Source organism: uncultured Amnibacterium sp., from assembly GCF_964244015.1.
In the GTDB taxonomy this organism is placed as follows: Bacteria; Actinomycetota; Actinomycetes; order Actinomycetales; family Microbacteriaceae; genus Amnibacterium.
The window spans coordinates 23,620-39,296 of record NZ_CAXTHO010000012.1 but is presented as its reverse complement, the minus strand read 5'-3'; the positions used below and the strand labels follow the sequence as shown (position 1 = coordinate 39,296).

At 71.3% G+C, this 15,677-nt stretch carries 11 protein-coding genes; 7 read left to right on the top strand and 4 right to left on the bottom strand.

Going from position 1 to position 15,677, the window contains the following annotated elements:
* The coding region (rpsA, locus tag ACFE67_RS02890) for a 30S ribosomal protein S1 (protein WP_375405371.1) at positions 1–1,274 on the top strand (1,274 nt) is incomplete at its 5' end.
* Positions 1,275–1,380: 106 nt separating this feature from the next.
* Here the strand turns inward: rpsA and ACFE67_RS02885 are convergent.
* Both ACFE67_RS02885 and ACFE67_RS02880 read right to left on the bottom strand, forming a co-directional pair.
* A complete protein-coding gene (locus tag ACFE67_RS02885) occupies positions 1,381–2,316 on the bottom strand; it encodes a M56 family metallopeptidase (protein ID WP_375405370.1) in 936 nt (311 codons plus the stop codon).
* Positions 2,317–2,319: 3 nt separating this feature from the next.
* The gene (locus tag ACFE67_RS02880) at positions 2,320–2,676 is read right to left on the bottom strand and encodes a BlaI/MecI/CopY family transcriptional regulator (RefSeq protein ID WP_375405369.1); all 357 of its coding nucleotides are present in this window, start codon (positions 2,674–2,676) and stop codon (positions 2,320–2,322) included.
* 116 nt (positions 2,677–2,792) lie between these two features.
* Here ACFE67_RS02880 and coaE point away from each other — a divergent pair, with 116 nt between their 5' ends.
* Positions 2,793–3,386: a dephospho-CoA kinase gene (gene coaE / locus ACFE67_RS02875; protein WP_375405368.1), complete on the top strand. Its 594-nt coding sequence runs from the start codon at positions 2,793–2,795 to the stop codon at positions 3,384–3,386.
* A gap of 4 nt (positions 3,387–3,390) precedes the next feature.
* Here coaE and ACFE67_RS02870 read toward each other — a convergent pair whose 3' ends face one another.
* Complete coding sequence (locus ACFE67_RS02870) at positions 3,391–4,260, bottom strand: DMT family transporter (protein WP_375405367.1); 870 nt, start codon at positions 4,258–4,260, stop codon at positions 3,391–3,393.
* 55 nt (positions 4,261–4,315) lie between these two features.
* Here ACFE67_RS02870 and uvrB point away from each other — a divergent pair, with 55 nt between their 5' ends.
* Complete coding sequence (uvrB, locus tag ACFE67_RS02865; protein WP_375405366.1) at positions 4,316–6,382, top strand: excinuclease ABC subunit UvrB; 2,067 nt, start codon at positions 4,316–4,318, stop codon at positions 6,380–6,382.
* 9 nt (positions 6,383–6,391) lie between these two features.
* Here uvrB and ACFE67_RS02860 read toward each other — a convergent pair whose 3' ends face one another.
* On the bottom strand, positions 6,392–8,230 hold the full coding sequence (locus ACFE67_RS02860; RefSeq protein WP_375405365.1) for a glycosyltransferase: 1,839 nt from the start codon (positions 8,228–8,230) through the stop codon (positions 6,392–6,394).
* A gap of 139 nt (positions 8,231–8,369) precedes the next feature.
* On the opposite strand from ACFE67_RS02860, the gene ACFE67_RS02855 reads away from it, so the two are divergent.
* The 4 genes from ACFE67_RS02855 (at position 8,370) to rapZ (ending at position 15,485) form a co-directional block, all read left to right on the top strand.
* Positions 8,370–9,617, top strand: coding sequence for a CDP-glycerol glycerophosphotransferase family protein (locus ACFE67_RS02855; protein WP_375405364.1), 1,248 nt, complete (start codon positions 8,370–8,372; stop codon positions 9,615–9,617).
* Positions 9,618–9,684: 67 nt separating this feature from the next.
* Positions 9,685–12,570: an excinuclease ABC subunit UvrA gene (gene uvrA / locus ACFE67_RS02850; RefSeq protein ID WP_375405363.1), complete on the top strand. Its 2,886-nt coding sequence runs from the start codon at positions 9,685–9,687 to the stop codon at positions 12,568–12,570.
* Positions 12,571–12,585: 15 nt separating this feature from the next.
* Complete coding sequence (gene uvrC / locus ACFE67_RS02845) at positions 12,586–14,529, top strand: excinuclease ABC subunit UvrC (protein WP_375405362.1); 1,944 nt, start codon at positions 12,586–12,588, stop codon at positions 14,527–14,529.
* A 44-nt stretch (positions 14,530–14,573) separates the two neighbouring features.
* Positions 14,574–15,485 (top strand): RNase adapter RapZ, encoded by a 912-nt coding sequence (rapZ, locus tag ACFE67_RS02840; protein ID WP_375405361.1) that lies wholly within the window; start codon positions 14,574–14,576, stop codon positions 15,483–15,485.
* Positions 15,486–15,677: the final 192 nt, after the last annotated feature.

Below are 15,677 nucleotides of genomic sequence, written 5' to 3'. Positions count from 1 at the left end.
TCGGCTACAAGACCGAGGGCGTCATCCCCTCGCGCGAGCTGTCGATCAAGCACGACGTCGACCCGAACGAGGTCGTCTCCGTCGGCGACAGCGTCGAGGCCCTCGTCCTCCAGAAGGAGGACAAGGAGGGGCGGCTGATCCTCTCGAAGAAGCGTGCGCAGTACGAGCGCGCGTGGGGCGACGTTGAGCGCATCAAGGAGGAGGACGGCGTCGTCACCGGCACCGTCATCGAGGTCGTCAAGGGCGGCCTGATCGTCGACATCGGCCTCCGCGGCTTCCTGCCCGCCTCGCTCATCGAGCTGCGCCGCGTCCGCGACCTGACCCCGTACCTGGGCCAGGAGATCGAGGCGAAGATCCTCGAGCTGGACAAGAACCGCAACAACGTCGTCCTCTCCCGCCGCGCGCTCCTCGAGCAGACGCAGTCCGAGAGCCGCACCACGTTCCTCAACAACCTGCACAAGGGCCAGGTCCGCAAGGGCACGGTCTCCTCGATCGTCAACTTCGGTGCGTTCGTCGACCTGGGCGGCGTGGACGGCCTCGTGCACGTCTCCGAGCTCTCGTGGAAGCACATCGAGCACGCGAGCGAGGTCGTCGAGGTCGGCCAGGAGGTCACCGTCGAGGTGCTCGAGGTCGACCTGGAGCGCGAGCGCGTCTCCCTGTCGCTGAAGGCGACGCAGGAGGACCCGTGGCAGGTCTTCGCCCGCACCCACGCGATCGGTCAGGTCGCGCCGGGCAAGGTCACGAAGCTCGTGCCGTTCGGTGCGTTCGTCCGCGTCGCGGACGGCATCGAGGGCCTGGTCCACATCTCCGAGCTGTCGGCCCGCCACGTCGAGCTCGCCGAGCAGGTCGTGTCGGTCAACGACGAGGTCTTCGTCAAGATCATCGACATCGACCTCGAGCGTCGCCGCATCTCGCTCTCGCTGAAGCAGGCGAACGAGGACGTCGACCCCGAGGGCACCGAGTTCGACCCGGCGCTCTACGGCATGCTCACCGAGTACGACGACCAGGGGAACTACAAGTACCCCGAGGGCTTCGACCCGGAGACCAACGAGTGGCGCGAGGGCTTCGACGAGCAGCGCGACAAGTGGGAGCAGGAGTACGCCGGCGCCCAGGCCCGCTGGGAGGCCCACAAGGCGCAGATCCAGAAGCAGCTCGCCGACGAGGCGACCGCCGCTGCGGAGAACACGTTCACGAGCGACGACGCGACGTCCGGCGGGGCGCTCGCCGACGACGAGGCGCTCGCCGCGCTCCGCGAGCGGCTCGCCAGCCGCTGAGTCGGCCGGCGGCTGACAGCCGACACGCCAAGGGCGGCTCCCCGGATGGGGAGCCGCCCTTGGCGTTCGTCGCCGGGTGGTGAGACCGCGCTGGGACGGCGGAGGGTCAGCCCGTGATGGCCGGGAGCGTCAGGAGGATCGGCGGCACGACCACCAGAGCGACGGCAGCGACCGGGACCAGCGCGCGGATGAGCGGCGACACCGGTGCAGGATGCATGAGACGGCGCACGCGGCGCTCGACGGACGACGGGTCCGCCGAGGGTGCGTCGCCCGGGATCTGGCCGGGCGTTCCGCCTGCGCCGGCGACGGCGGCGATCGCGCGGGCCAGCACCGGATCCGGCACCCGGCGACGGGCGTCGTCGTCCGCGAGCATCTCGGTGAGCAGGCCGACCGCGTCCTGCGCGCGACTCGCGACGGGGAACCAGGGCAGCGCGATCCGCCAGGCGTGGAACGCGACCAGCACCAGCGCGTGGTGCTGCCGGAGGTGAGCACGCTCGTGCTCCACGACGCCGAGGACCTCCTGCTCGCTGAGCAGGCTCAGCAGCCCGGCCGACAGCACCGTCAGGCTTCTGGCCGTGCCGGGCAGGCAGTAGGCGATGGGCGCTGCGGCGTCGAGCACGCGGGTCCTCGGCGTCTCCGGCATCGGCGCGCTCAGCAGCAGCACGAGGCTCCGGTGCCGGGCGCGCTGCCGCTCGGTGCGCACGACCGTGAGCACCAGGTTCAGCACCAGATGGGCGCCGAGCAGCACCGCTGCTGCCAGGGCGAGACCGGAGGCGTAGGTGCTGCCCGGCGGCAGCACCCCGCCGGCGACGTCGACGACCAGCGTGCGCAGCCCCGCGACGAGGTGGTCGCCGTACGGCGCGAGACCCGCCGACAGCAGCGAGCCGAGCAGCGACAGGACGCCGCCGAGCGCAATCGCCTGCCACAGCAGCAGGGCGGTGCCGGGTGCGCGGTCGGTCCAGGTGCTGCGGGCGACGGCGAGCGGCACCGGCCACGCGAGCAGGATCGCGAGGACGGCGAGCAGCGTCGCCGCGAGGATCATGGCTCAGTCGAGTCCGAGCAGCCGCTTGAGCGCGGCGGTCTCATCCGCGGTGGCGCGGCCGACGAACCGGGCGAGCGCCTCCGTTCGATCGCCGGCGGCGCCGAGCGCGTCGTGCATGACCTCGGCCACGTACTCCTCGCGCGCGTGCACGGGAGCGTAGGTCGCGGGTCGCACCGAGCGGTCGCGGGCGACGAAGCCCTTCTTCTCGAGACGGCTCAGCACCGTCATGACGGTCGTCAGCGCCAGACCTCGCTGATCGCCGGTCGCGAGATGCTCCCGGAGGACGCCGGGGGTCAGCGGCTCAGCGGCGTCCCAGAGCTGCTCCAGCGCCGTGCGCTCCAGCTCGCCGAGCGACTGCATGCGGTGTCCTTCCGAGGTGTTCGACCCGGCGCAGCGATATCGAGTCTCTACGCCGGGTAGAAATCATGCCACGCGCGGGTCGCGACGGCTGTCCGAACCCCGCCTAGTCTTTTCGCGTGGCCTTGATCGCGTTGACCGGCGGAATCGCGTCCGGCAAGTCCACGATCGCGAAACGCCTCGGCGAGCTCGGCGCCGTCGTCGTGGACGCGGACGCGCTCGCACGGGACGTCGTCCGACCGGGGGAGTCGGCGCTCGACGCGATCCGGGACGCCTTCGGCGACGGGGTGTTCCGCGAGGACGGGTCGCTCGACCGCCCCGCGCTCGGCCGGATCGTCTTCGCCGACCCGGGCAAGCGGCATGTGCTGAACGGCATCGTCCATCCCGCGGTCCTGCACCGGTCCCACGCGGCGTTCCGCGCCGCGTTCGCCCTCGACCGCAGCGCGGTCGTCGTCTACGACGTCCCGCTGATCGACGCTCGCGGGGTCGGCGAGTTCGACCGCATCGTGGTCGCTGACGCGCCGACCGACGTGCGGGTCGAACGACTCGTGACCCTCCGAGGCATGTCGGAGGAAGACGCCCGCGCCCGCCTCGCGGCGCAGCTGTCCGACGGGGACCGGCGTGCACTCGCCTCCGACGTCATCGACACGAGCGGGTCGCTCGAGTCGACGCTCGCCCAGGTGCACACCCTCTGGACGACGCTGCGACGCTGACGACTCACCGTCGGGCGGCCAGGACCGCCAGCACGTTGGCGAGGCAGACCGCGGCGACGCCGGCGACCTGCACGCCGCCCAGCACCTGACCGAGCACCAGCAGCCCGAGCACGGCGGCCGCCACCGGGTGCAGGCTCTGCAGCATCCCGAACAGCGACCGCGGCATCCGTCGCAGCACGAGCAGGTCGATCGAATAGGGGAGCGCGCTCGACAGCACGCCGGTGACGGTGCCGAGCAGCAGCACCCGCGGCAGCGCCGCCGGCGGTACCGCGAGCAGCAGCAGCACGAGCCCCGGCAGCGTGAGCGCCGTGCCGACCAGGCTCGCGACGGCCGTGCCCGTGACGCCGGGGAGCGCGCCGGCGCGCTGACCCAGCAGGATGTACGCCGCCCACAGCGCCGCCGCCGCAGCGCCGAACGCGAGACCGACGGGATCTGTCCGGGCGCCGGCCAGCGGGTCGGTGATGAGCACGATCCCGGCGAGGGCGAGCGCACCGCAGGCGATCCGCGCCGTCGTCGCACGCCGGGAGGTCGCGCCCGCGCCGAGCAGCGCGACCGCGAGCGGCCCGAGGAACTCGACGGTGACGCCCAGCCCCAGTCCGATCCGCTGCACCGCCGAGTAGAGCGAGAAGTTCATGCCGACGAGCACCACACCGAGCAGCAGCGCGGGCGTGAGCCTCCTGAGACCGAGCCGCTTCAGCGGGGGCCGGGCGATCGCCAGCAGCGCGACCGCCGACACCACCTGCCGCAGACCGGTGACACCGAACGGGCCGATCAGCGGGAAGAGCGTGGCCCCGACGGCGGCGCCTGCCTGCACTGAGGAGGCGCTGAAGGCGACCGCCGCGACGGGGCCGACTTCGACGCTGCTGCGGGCCATGACGCCTTGAGCGTACGGGCGCACCGCTGTCGGACCCCGCGCCTACCGTTATGGCATGCGACCCACGCGTGCCGTCCGCCCGTTCGAGGTGGTCAGCGACTACAGGCCCAGCGGCGACCAGCCGGCGGCGATCGCCGATCTCACCCGGCGGGTGAAGGCGGGGGAGCCGGACATCGTGCTGCTCGGCGCGACCGGCACCGGCAAGTCCGCCACGACCGCCTGGCTGATCGAGCAGGTGCAGCGCCCCACGCTGGTCATGGCTCACAACAAGACGCTCGCGGCGCAGCTGGCGAACGAGTTCCGCGAGCTGATGCCGAACAACGCCGTCGAGTACTTCGTCTCGTACTACGACTACTACCAGCCCGAGGCGTACGTCCCGCAGACGGACACCTTCATCGAGAAGGACTCGTCGATCAACGCGGAGGTGGAGCGGCTGCGGCACTCGACCACCAACTCGCTGCTGAGCCGCCGCGACGTGATCGTCGTCTCCACGGTGTCGTGCATCTACGGCCTCGGTGCCGCGGAGGAGTACCTGGGCGCGATGGTCGCGCTGCAGATCGGTCAGCGCATGACGAGGGATTCGCTGATCCGCGGCTTCATCGCGATGCAGTACCAGCGCAACGACTTCGACTTCTCCCGCGGCCGGTTCCGGGTCCGCGGCGACACGATCGAGATCATCCCGGTGTACGAGGAGCACGCCGTCCGCATCGAGATGTTCGGTGACGAGATCGAGGCGCTCTACTCGCTGCATCCGCTGACCGGCGAGGTGCTGTCGAAGCTCGACGCGGTCTCGATCTTCCCGGCGACGCACTACGCGGCGAGCCCCGAGTCGATGCAGCGGGCGATGGGCACGATCCGCACCGAGCTCGACGACCGGCTCGGTGTGCTGAAGCGCGAGAGCAAGCTGCTCGAGGAGCAGCGGCTGCGCATGCGGACCGGGTTCGACCTCGAGATGATGGAGCAGATCGGGTTCTGCAACGGGATCGAGAACTACTCCCGACACATCGACGGCCGCGCGCCGGGCGAGGCGCCGAACTGCCTCCTCGACTACTTCCCCGACGACTTCCTCACCGTGATCGACGAGTCGCACGTCACCGTGCCGCAGATCGGTGCGATGTACGAGGGCGACGCCTCCCGCAAGCGCGTCCTCGTCGAGCACGGGTTCCGGCTGCCCTCCGCGATGGACAACCGGCCGCTGACCTGGGAGGAGTTCTCCGACCGCGTCGGGCAGACCGTGTACCTCTCCGCGACGCCCGGCCGGTACGAGCTCGGCATGGGCGACGGCGTCGTCGAGCAGATCATCCGCCCGACCGGGCTGATCGACCCCGAGATCGTGATCAAGCCCTCGAAGGGCCGGGTCGACGACCTGCTCGAGGAGATCCACCGTCGAGCCGAGAAGAACGAACGCGTGCTCGTCACGACGCTCACCAAGAAGAGCGCGGAGGACCTCACCGACTTCCTCGGCGAGGCGGGCGTCCGCGTCCGCTACCTGCACGCCGACGTCGACACCCTCCGCCGCGTCGAGCTGCTCACCGAGCTGCGGCAGGGCGTCTACGACGTGCTGATCGGCATCAACCTGCTCCGCGAGGGTCTGGACCTGCCCGAGGTGTCGCTCGTCGCGATCCTCGACGCGGACAAGGAGGGTTTCCTCCGCTCGTCCACGTCGCTGATCCAGACGATCGGTCGCGCCGCCCGCAACGTGTCGGGCGAGGTGCACATGTACGCGGACACGATCACCGACTCGATGGCCAGGGCGATCGACGAGACGAACCGCCGCCGCGAGAAGCAGGTCGCGTACAACACGGAGCACGGCATCGACCCGCAGCCGCTCCGCAAGAAGATCGCCGACATCACCGACGCCCTCGCCCGCGAAGCGGCCGACACCGCACAGATGCTCTCGAAGAGCGCCGGCGGGAAGCGGGCACCCGTTCCGAACCTGCGCCGCGAAGGCATCGCTGCGAAGGGCGCGGCCGAGCTGGAGGGAATCATCTCGGACCTCAACACGCAGATGCTCCAGGCCGCGAACGAGTTGAAGTTCGAGCTCGCGGGCCGCCTCCGCGACGAGCTCTCCGAGCTGAAGGGCGAGCTCCGCCAGATGACGAAGGCGGGGCACCTGGTGTGACGCCCGCACTCACCCGCTGAAGCGGCGCTCCCAGGCGGCCGGTGAGGCGAGCTCGCGGGCGGCGGCGCGGTACCGGGCGGCGGTCAACGGCCACCGCACCAGCAGCCGCAGGTGCAGGCGGAGCGCCTCCACGAGCCCGTTCACCAGGGCTCGCCGGTCCGTGGCGAAGAGGAAGAGCGCCCGTCCGTCGGCGGTCGGGGCGAGGACCTTCCCGTACCGCGCGAGCACCCACCAGTCCGCCCGCCGTGCGAGGAAGACGGGTCCCGACCGGCCGAGCAGCAGCTGCCGCACCGTCATCGCGACGGCCCACAGCGGCAGGGCGGCCGTGGTCCGCGCCGAGCGGATCGCCCGAGCGCGAGCGGCGTCCCCGATCGGGAGGCGGAGGAGCGCCGGTTCGGCGGCTGCGACGGCGCGGGCGTGGTCCAGCGAGTCGCGGCGCTCGAGCGCATCCGGCCCCGCCAGCACGGCGTCGATACCGGCGTGCCGGAGGCGGGCGGCCGGGTACTGCTTCGCCAGCAGCTGCTTGACGTCGAGCGCGAGGCTGTGCCCGACGACCCGGATCGGCGAGCCGCCGTGCAGCATGGCGACGACGACGCGGTTCCTCGCGTGGAAGAACGTCTGCCACTCGACGGAGTCGTCCTTGGAACGGAACGCCACGTGCCAGACCGCGGCGCTCGGCAGGCTCACCGTGGGCACGCCGATCGCCGCGGCCCGGAGGCTGTACTCGGCGTCGTCCCACTTCAGGAACAGCGGCAGGACGAGGCCCAGGCGCGCGACGACCTCCAGCGGGAACTGGCACATCCACCAGCCGTTGTAGTCGGCGTCGCGACGCTCGTGCAGCCAGGGCGCGTCCGGCAGGTGGACCGCCGCGTGATCGTGGGAGGAGGTGCGCTCGTCGGCGGGCGTCCACCAGAACACCCCGCGCGCGACCCGCTCCGCGGCGGCCTGGATCGTCGCCGGCACGCCGAGGTCGAGCATCTGCGCGCCGACGATCGTGGGCGTCACGGTGAGGCGGCCGAACGCGAGGGAGCGGAGCAGCGACGCGGGCTCGACCTCGATGTCGTCGTCGAGGAACACGACGACGTCCGCGCCGGATTCCGCGGACGCCTCGAGCAGGATCCGCGAGTAGCCGCCTGATCCGCCGAGGTTCGGCTGACGGATGACCCGCAGCGTGTCGCCCAGCAGCGCGGCGGCCCCGGCGACGGCCGGGAAGTCGGCGACGGGGGCGCAGCCCTGGTCGACGACGACCATCCGCAGCACCTGGCGCAGCAGGGCCGGCGCGGAGGCGATCCTCCCGAGGTTCTCGGCGACGAACGACCCGCGGTCCACCGTCGGCATCCCGAGCACCGCACGGCCGCCGCGGACCGGGGCGGCGTCGACGGACCAGGTTCCGGCCAGCACCTCGACCTCCGTCGCGGCCGCGGTGACCTCGAACCAGAGCACCCCGCCCGTCGGCGCACCGAGCTCGAGGTCGACTGCCAGGACGCCGTCTGCGAGCACGTCGTACCGCCGCTCGTCGACCCGAGCGCCCGTGGCGTCCGACCGGATCACGGTGACCGCCGCGGGGCCGCTCAGCAGGAGGGACAAGCGGGCGTGCGTCGCGGCCGTCGAGTGCCGCCAGACCGCTGCGGGGAAGGCGTTGAAGTAGCTGCCGAACGACGCGGTCGAACTCGCGGGCACGACCAGCCGTGATCGACGGCCTGAGCCGGTCGGAACGGGTTCACCGAATCGGGCGCCTCGCGCGTACAGGGCATCGGCGGCCGCGCCGCCGTCGAGCGGCCCGATCACGTCCTGCACCTCGGTCCACGTGAGCCCGGGCACGCCGTCACGAACGACAGCGGAGGCCACGGGCCCAATCGTGGTGCGGTGCTGCGGACCGCGCGGGAACCGCGTCCGAACATCCGGCGTCGATGTGGTGAACGCTTCGCGGCCTCATCCCTCGGCGGCGCCCTTAGGCGCGAGCGCGGCCCTCGATACAGTGGTCGACGTGCGACGCCTGCTCATCGATCTGCGCCGCCGCGCGCAGACGGCGGTGCTGCGCGTGATCCGCAGCTCGCCCGTCTTCCCGAAGAGCCTGGTCGACCGGCAGGGCGAGGACGTGCGGCTCGCATCCTCGTCGCTGGACGCGACCGTCATGGTCTACTTCCCCGGCGCACCCGACACCCTCTACCAGGTGGTCCCGTGGTTGCCGACGTTCGAGGCCGTGCACGCGGCGCATCGTGCGGTCGTCGTCTGCCAGGACAGCCGGGTGGCCGCCTCCATCCAGGCCGTGTCCACCGTCCCGGTCGTGACCGTCGCCCGGTACGGCACCCTCGACGGCCTGCTGGCGCGCAGCGACGTCAAGGTCGCCCTCTACGTCAGCCACCAGCCGCGCAACTTCGAGAACCTCCGCTTCGCCTCGCTCCTGCACGCGTACATCGGTCACGGCGACAGCGACAAGGGCGTCTCGGCCTCGAATCAGCTGAAGGCCTACGACTACGTGTTCGCGCCCGGGCGGGCCGCGGTCGACCGGATCACGCGTCGGCTGATGCGGTTCGATGCCGCGGCGCACACCATCGTCGTCGGGCAGCCGGTCACGCTCTCCGCGGTGGCGAGCGATCCGCCGAGCGAGGTCCGGACGACCGTGCTCTACGCCCCCACGTGGGAGGGTGCGCAGCCGTCCGTCGCGTACAGCTCCGTGCTCAGCCACGGCCTCGCGGTCGTCGCCGCGCTGCTGCGGGACCCGCGCTTCCGCGTCCTCTACCGCCCGCATCCGCTGACCGGTGTGACGTCCCGCGACTACGCCCTCGCCGACGACGCGATCCGTACGGCGATCGCCGCGGCAGGTGCGCCGCACGAGACCGTCCTGGCCGACCAGGAGCCGCTCGAGTCGAGCTTCGCCCGATCCGGCGTGCTCGTCGCGGACGTCTCCGCGGTCGCGACCGCGTGGCTGCCCTCGCTCCGGCCGGTGATCGTCACGAAGGCCGACGGCGAGGCGGTGTCCGCCGACTCCGGCATGCTCGGCGTCGTGCCGCGCCTGGTCGTCGGCGACGCCGCGGCGACCCCCACCGTCGTCGCCGAGGCGATCGCGGATGTGGGCGGGCGCGCCGCTCGCAGCGCGCTGGTGGCCTACTACCTGTCCGAGTACTGGCCGGACCGCTCGCAGGAGCGCTTCGTGCACGTGGTCGGCGAGGTCCTCGCCGAGCGGGACCGGCTCCGCGACGCGCTCGTCGAAGCGGGCGCGACCGGCACCTGATCCCGCCCTCCGGCTCACGGAGGGAGGGCCGCGCAGCGCTGTCGGTGGGGCTCCGTAAGCTTCCCGGGTGCCGATCTCGAGGGTGGCGGGCAACGCCAAGCTGAGTGTCAAGGGAGCCAGGGTCCACAACCTCCGGAACGTCGACGTGGAGATCCCGAGGGACTCGCTGGTCGTCTTCACGGGGCTGTCGGGCAGCGGGAAGTCGTCGTTGGCGTTCGACACGATCTTCGCCGAGGGGCAGCGCCGCTACGTCGAATCGTTGTCCGCGTACGCGCGGCAGTTCCTGGGCCAGGTCGATCGGCCCGACGTCGACTTCATCGAGGGACTCTCGCCGGCGGTCTCGATCGATCAGAAGTCGACGAACCGCAATCCCCGCTCGACCGTCGGCACGATCACCGAGGTCTGGGACTACATGCGCCTGCTCTGGGCGCGCATCGGGGTCCCGCACTGCCCGATCTGCGGCGAGCGCATCGCCAGCCAGACGGTGCAGCAGATCGCCGACCAGCTGATGGAGCTGGAGGAGGGCGTCCGGTTCCAGGTCGTCAGCCCCGTGGTGCAGCAGAAGAAGGGCGAGTTCCAGGACCTCTTCAAAGAGCTGCAGGCGAAGGGTTACAGCCGGGCGGTCGTCGATGGCGAGACCGTGCAGCTCGCCGACGCCAAGCCGCTGAAGAAGTCCTTCAAGCACGACATCGCGGTGGTCGTCGACCGCCTCGTCGCGAGTGACGACGGCCTCACGCGGCTGACCGACTCCCTCGAGACGGCGCTCAGCCTCACCGACGGGCTCGTGCAGGTCAACTACGTCGACCTGGAGGGGGACGGGGCGTGGCAGACGTTCTCCGAGAAGCTGTCCTGCCCGAACAACCACCCGATCCAGCTGACCGAGGTCGAGCCGCGGACGTTCTCGTTCAACGCCCCGTTCGGTGCCTGCCCCGAGTGCTCGGGCCTCGGCACGCGCATGGCGGTCGACGCCGACCTGCTGCTCGGCGACCCGTCGCTGTCGATCCGCGAGGGCGTGATCATCCCGTGGAGCAACCAGGGCAAGCAGCTCTACAACTACTACGAGCGCATGCTCGGCGGTCTGGCCCGCGACCTCGGCTTCTCGCTCGAGAGCCCCTGGGAGGCACTGCCCGACGAGGTCCGCGAGGCCGTGCTGCAGGGCAACAACTTCGAGGTCCGGGTGCGGTGGAAGAACCGCTACGGCCGCGAGATGTCGTATTCGCAGGGATTCGAAGGCGTCATCCCGTACCTCGAGCGGAACTGGCTGCAGGCAGAGACCGACGTGCAGCGCGCGCGGTGGGCCGAGTACCTCCGCGAGGTGCCGTGCGCGGTCTGCAACGGGAAGCGGCTGAAGCCCGAGGTGCTGGCGGTCCTCGTCGACGGGCGCAACATCGCCGACGTGGCCGAGCTGTCGATCGCGGACGCCGCCGCGTTCATGGAGACGGTCCACCTGTCCGAGCGGGAGGCGAAGATCGCCGCGCAGGTGCTGCGCGAGATCCGCGCACGCCTGGAGTTCCTGCTCGAGGTCGGCCTCACCTACCTCAGCCTCTCCCGCGCGGCCGGCACGCTGTCCGGCGGCGAGGCGCAGCGCATCCGCCTCGCGACCCAGATCGGGTCGGGCCTGACCGGGGTGCTCTACGTGCTCGACGAGCCCTCGATCGGGCTCCACCAGCGCGACAACCGCCGCCTGATCGACACGCTGGTCAAGCTCCGCGACCTCGGCAACACGCTGATCGTGGTCGAGCACGACGAGGACACGATCCGCACGGCGGACTGGATCGTCGACATCGGCCCGGGCGCCGGCGTCAACGGCGGCTCGGTCGTGCACTCCGGCGACTATCCCGGGCTGCTCGAGGAGCGGGCGTCGATCACGGGCGACTACCTCGCGGGCCGCCGGTCGATCGAGGTGCCGCGGGACCGGAGGAAGATCGACCGACGCCGCAGGATCGAGGTCGTCGGCGCGACCGCCAACAACCTGCAGAACGTCACCGTCGGCTTCCCGCTCGGCGTGATGACCGCGGTCACCGGCGTCAGCGGCTCCGGCAAGAGCTCGCTGGTGAACGACATCCTCTACCGGGTCCTCGCGAACCGGTTGAACGGGGCCAGGAAGGTGCCGGGCAGGCACCGCCGCGTCACCGGCACGGAGGACCTCGACAAGGTCGTGCACGTCGACCAGGCGCCGATCGGCCGCACCCCGCGGTCGAACCCGGCCACGTACACGGGCGTCTTCGACCGCATCCGCACGCTGTTCAGCGAGACGGCGGAGGCGAAGGTGCGCGGGTACCTGCCCGGCCGCTTCAGCTTCAACGTCAAGGGCGGCCGCTGCGAGCACTGCCAGGGCGACGGCACCATCAAGATCGAGATGAACTTCCTGCCCGACGTGTACGTGCAGTGCGAGGTCTGCCACGGCGCCCGGTACAACCGGGACACGCTCCAGGTGCACTACAAGGCGAAGAACATCGCCGAGGTGCTGGACATGCCGATCGCGGAGGCGGCCGAGTTCTTCGAACCGATCGGCGCCATCCACCGCTTCCTGAAGACCCTCGTCGACGTCGGGCTCGGCTACGTGCGGCTCGGACAGAGCGCGACGACGCTGTCCGGCGGCGAGGCGCAGCGGGTGAAGCTCGCGACCGAGCTGCAGCGCCGCACCAACGGTCGCAGCGTCTACGTGCTCGACGAGCCCACCACCGGGCTGCACTTCGAAGACGTCGCCAAGCTGCTCCTGGTGCTGAACGGCCTCGTCGACAAGGGCAACACCGTCGTCGTGATCGAGCACAACCTCGACGTCATCAAGTCCGCGGACTGGATCGTCGACATGGGACCGGAGGGCGGCGCGGGCGGCGGACGCGTGCTCGTCGAGGGCACCCCCGAGCAGGTCGCCGACACCGACGGCAGCCACACCGGGCGGTTCCTCGCCGAGGTCCTGCCCCAGGCGGCGCTGGCCGCGTCGGCGTAACGAGGTGCGTGCGTGATGGCGGAGACGGTGCTCTGGCGGCCGAAGACCGGGGAGATCCCCGTGTCGGCGGGCGTGTACCGGTTCCGCGACGCACGCGGCCGCGTGCTCTACGTCGGGAAGGCCAAGAACCTCCGGGCCCGCCTCAGCAACTACTTCCAGCCGCTGCGGTCCCTCCACGAGCGCACCAGACGGATGGTGCTGACCGCTGCGAGCGTCGAGTGGACGGTCGTCGGCACCGAGTTCGAGGCCCTCCAGCTCGAGTACAGCTGGATCAAGGAGTTCTCGCCGCCGTTCAACGTGCAGTTCCGGGACGACAAGTCGTACCCGTATCTCGCGATCACGCTCGGCGACGACGTGCCGCGGGTGCTGATCACGCGGAACCGGAAGCTGAAGGGCGCGAAGTACTTCGGCCCGTACACGAAGATCTGGGCGATCCGGGAGACGCTCGACCTGATGCTCAAGGTCTTCCCGGTGCGCAGCTGCTCGGACACGACCTACCGGCGCGCGGAGCAGACGGGCCGGCCCTGCCTGCTCGGCGACATCGGGAAGTGCGCGGCACCGTGCGTGGGCCGCATCCCGAAGCCGGCGCACCACGCGCTCGCCGAGGACCTCGCCACGTTCATGGGCGGCGGCGACCAGCGCTTCCGCGGCGACCTGACCAAGCGGATGCTCGAGGCGTCGACCGCCCTCAACTTCGAGGAGGCCGCGCGGCTGCGCGACGCGATCGGGGCGATGGACGCTGCGCTGTCGAAGAGCGCGGTCGTCCTGCGGGAGGACGTCGACACCGACGTGTTCGGCATCGCGGACGACGAGCTGGCGGCGAGCGTGCAGCAGTTCATCGTCCGCGGGGGCCGCATCCGGGGCACGCGCAGCTGGGTCGTCGACAAGGAGCTGGACGTGCCGCTCGGCGAGCTGGTGGAGACCGTGCTCAGGAACGCCTACGACGACGGCGGCTATCCGCCCCGCGAGGTGCTCGTACCCGAGCTGCCCGACGACGCGGACGAGCTCGCGACCTGGCTCTCACAGCGGCGCGCGGACGGCCGGGAGTCGGAGGGACTGCGGGGCAGCGGCCGGACCCGCCTCCACGTCGCCGAGCGCGGCGAGAAGGCCGCACTCGCCGAGACCGCCGCGAGGAACGCCGCACACGCGTTGATGCTCTACAAGACCCGGCGCAGCGCCGACTTCACGGCCCGGTCGCAGGCGATCGCGGACCTGCAGGAGGCGCTCGGCCTCGACGACGCACCGCTGCGCATCGAGTGCTTCGACGTGTCGCACCTGGGCGGCACGAACGTCGTCGCATCGATGGTCGTGTTCGAGGACGGACTGCCGCGCAAGGACCAGTACCGCCGCTTCAACGTGCCGACCACCACCGACGACACCGACTCGATCTACCAGGTGATCAGCCGCAGGATCGCGCACCTCGCGGACGAGGACGCCGCGCCGACCGTGCAGGGGGAGCGCTTCGCCTACCGCCCCAACCTGCTGCTCGTCGACGGCGGGCAGCCGCAGGTCGCCGCGGCCCAGCGGGCGCTCGACGACGCGGGGGTGACGGGCGTGGCGCTGGCCGGGATCGCGAAGCGGCTGGAGGAGCTGTGGCAGCCGAACGTCGACTTCCCGGTGATCCTGCCCCGCAACAGCGATGCCCTGTTCCTCGTGCAGCGCCTCCGGGACGAGGCGCACCGGTTCGCGATCACCCATCAGCGCACCCGGCGCAAGCGGGACATCGGCTCGCAGCTCGCGACCGTGCCCGGGCTCGGCGAGGCCAGGGTCAAGCAGCTGCTCCGGCACTTCGGTTCGGTCGCCCGGCTGCGCACCGCGACCGCCGAGGACATCGCGGAGGTCCCGGGGTTCGGCAGGGTGCTGGGCGCGGCGGTGGTCGAGCAGCTGCATCCGGTCGACGACGCGTCCGAGAGGCAGGCCGACCCGGTCGGCGAGCTCGACGCCGCCGTGCCCGGTTAGTCTTGGTCGTTCGTGACACTCATCGTCCGGAGGGCCCTCCCGTCATGACGGACGCCACCCCCGCGGCCACCGCCCCCCCTGAGGAGCCGACCGACCGCTCCGTCCTCGTCGTCACCGGCATGGCCGGTGCCGGAAGGTCGACGGTCAGCAACGCGCTCGAGGACCTCGGCTGGTACGTCGTCGACAACCTGCCCCCGCAGATGCTGCGCCCGCTGCTCGATCTCGCCGGCCACTCCGACGAACGGCTGTCGCGCATCGCCGTCGTGGTCGACGTCCGCGGCGGGCAGCTGCTCACCGAGCTGAAGGACGCATCCGCTGCGGCCGGCGACGGCGACGGTCCGCAGCTGCGCCTGCTGTTCCTCGAGGCGAACGACGCCGCGCTGGTGCGCAGGTTCGAGGCGAACCGGCGACCGCATCCGCTGCAGGGTGCCGGGACGATCCTCGACGGGATCACGGCCGAGCGCGACATGACCGCGGACGTCCGCGAGCAGAGCGACATCATCATCGACACCTCCGAGCTGAACATCCACCAGCTCGCGACCACGATCAACGAGCTCTTCGCCGAGGACGACACCCCGGGCGTCCGGGTGACGATCACGAGCTTCGGGTTCAAGTACGGGGTCCCGACGGACGCCGACATGGTCGCCGACGCCCGCTTCCTGCCGAACCCGTTCTGGGTACCCGAGCTGCGGTCGCACACCGGCAGGGACGACGACGTGCGCGACTACGTGCTCGGGCAGCAGGGGGCGCTCGAGTTCATCGACCGGTACGCCGAGGCCCTGCGCCCCGTGCTGTCGGGCTACCAGCGCGAGAACAAGAGCCACGCGACCATCGCGATCGGCTGCACGGGCGGCAAGCACCGCTCCGTCGCGGTGGTCGAGCGGATCGCCGATCTCATCGCGGCGCAGCCGGGCGTGGTCGTGAACGTGAAGCACCGCGACCTCGGTCGCGAGTAGCGGACGCGGCACATGCAGCGTTCGCTGAGCTTCCGCTGATGTGCGACGACGCGCCGTGGGTGCGACACTGGTGCCGTCGACGTCACCCGGACGAGCGCCGATCGGGACCGCGCCGATCGGAACAGGGCCAGTCGGGACGGCGCTGATCCCAGAGGGCTCAGCAGGGTGATGCCGGGGGAGAGACGGGGAGTC

What these genes read in the sequence shown, in the direction of transcription:
- rapZ (WP_375405361.1), top strand. Translation starts at nt 14,574, where the DNA reads ATGACGGACGCCACCCCCGCGGCCACCGCCCCCCCTGAGGAGCCGACC.
- uvrC (WP_375405362.1), top strand. Translation starts at nt 12,586, where the DNA reads ATGGCGGAGACGGTGCTCTGGCGGCCGAAGACCGGGGAGATCCCCGTG.
- uvrB (WP_375405366.1), top strand. Translation starts at nt 4,316, where the DNA reads ATGCGACCCACGCGTGCCGTCCGCCCGTTCGAGGTGGTCAGCGACTAC.
- ACFE67_RS02885 (WP_375405370.1), bottom strand. Translation starts at nt 2,316, where the DNA reads ATGATCCTCGCGGCGACGCTGCTCGCCGTCCTCGCGATCCTGCTCGCG.
- ACFE67_RS02870 (WP_375405367.1), bottom strand. Translation starts at nt 4,260, where the DNA reads ATGGCCCGCAGCAGCGTCGAAGTCGGCCCCGTCGCGGCGGTCGCCTTC.
- ACFE67_RS02880 (WP_375405369.1), bottom strand. Translation starts at nt 2,676, where the DNA reads ATGCAGTCGCTCGGCGAGCTGGAGCGCACGGCGCTGGAGCAGCTCTGG.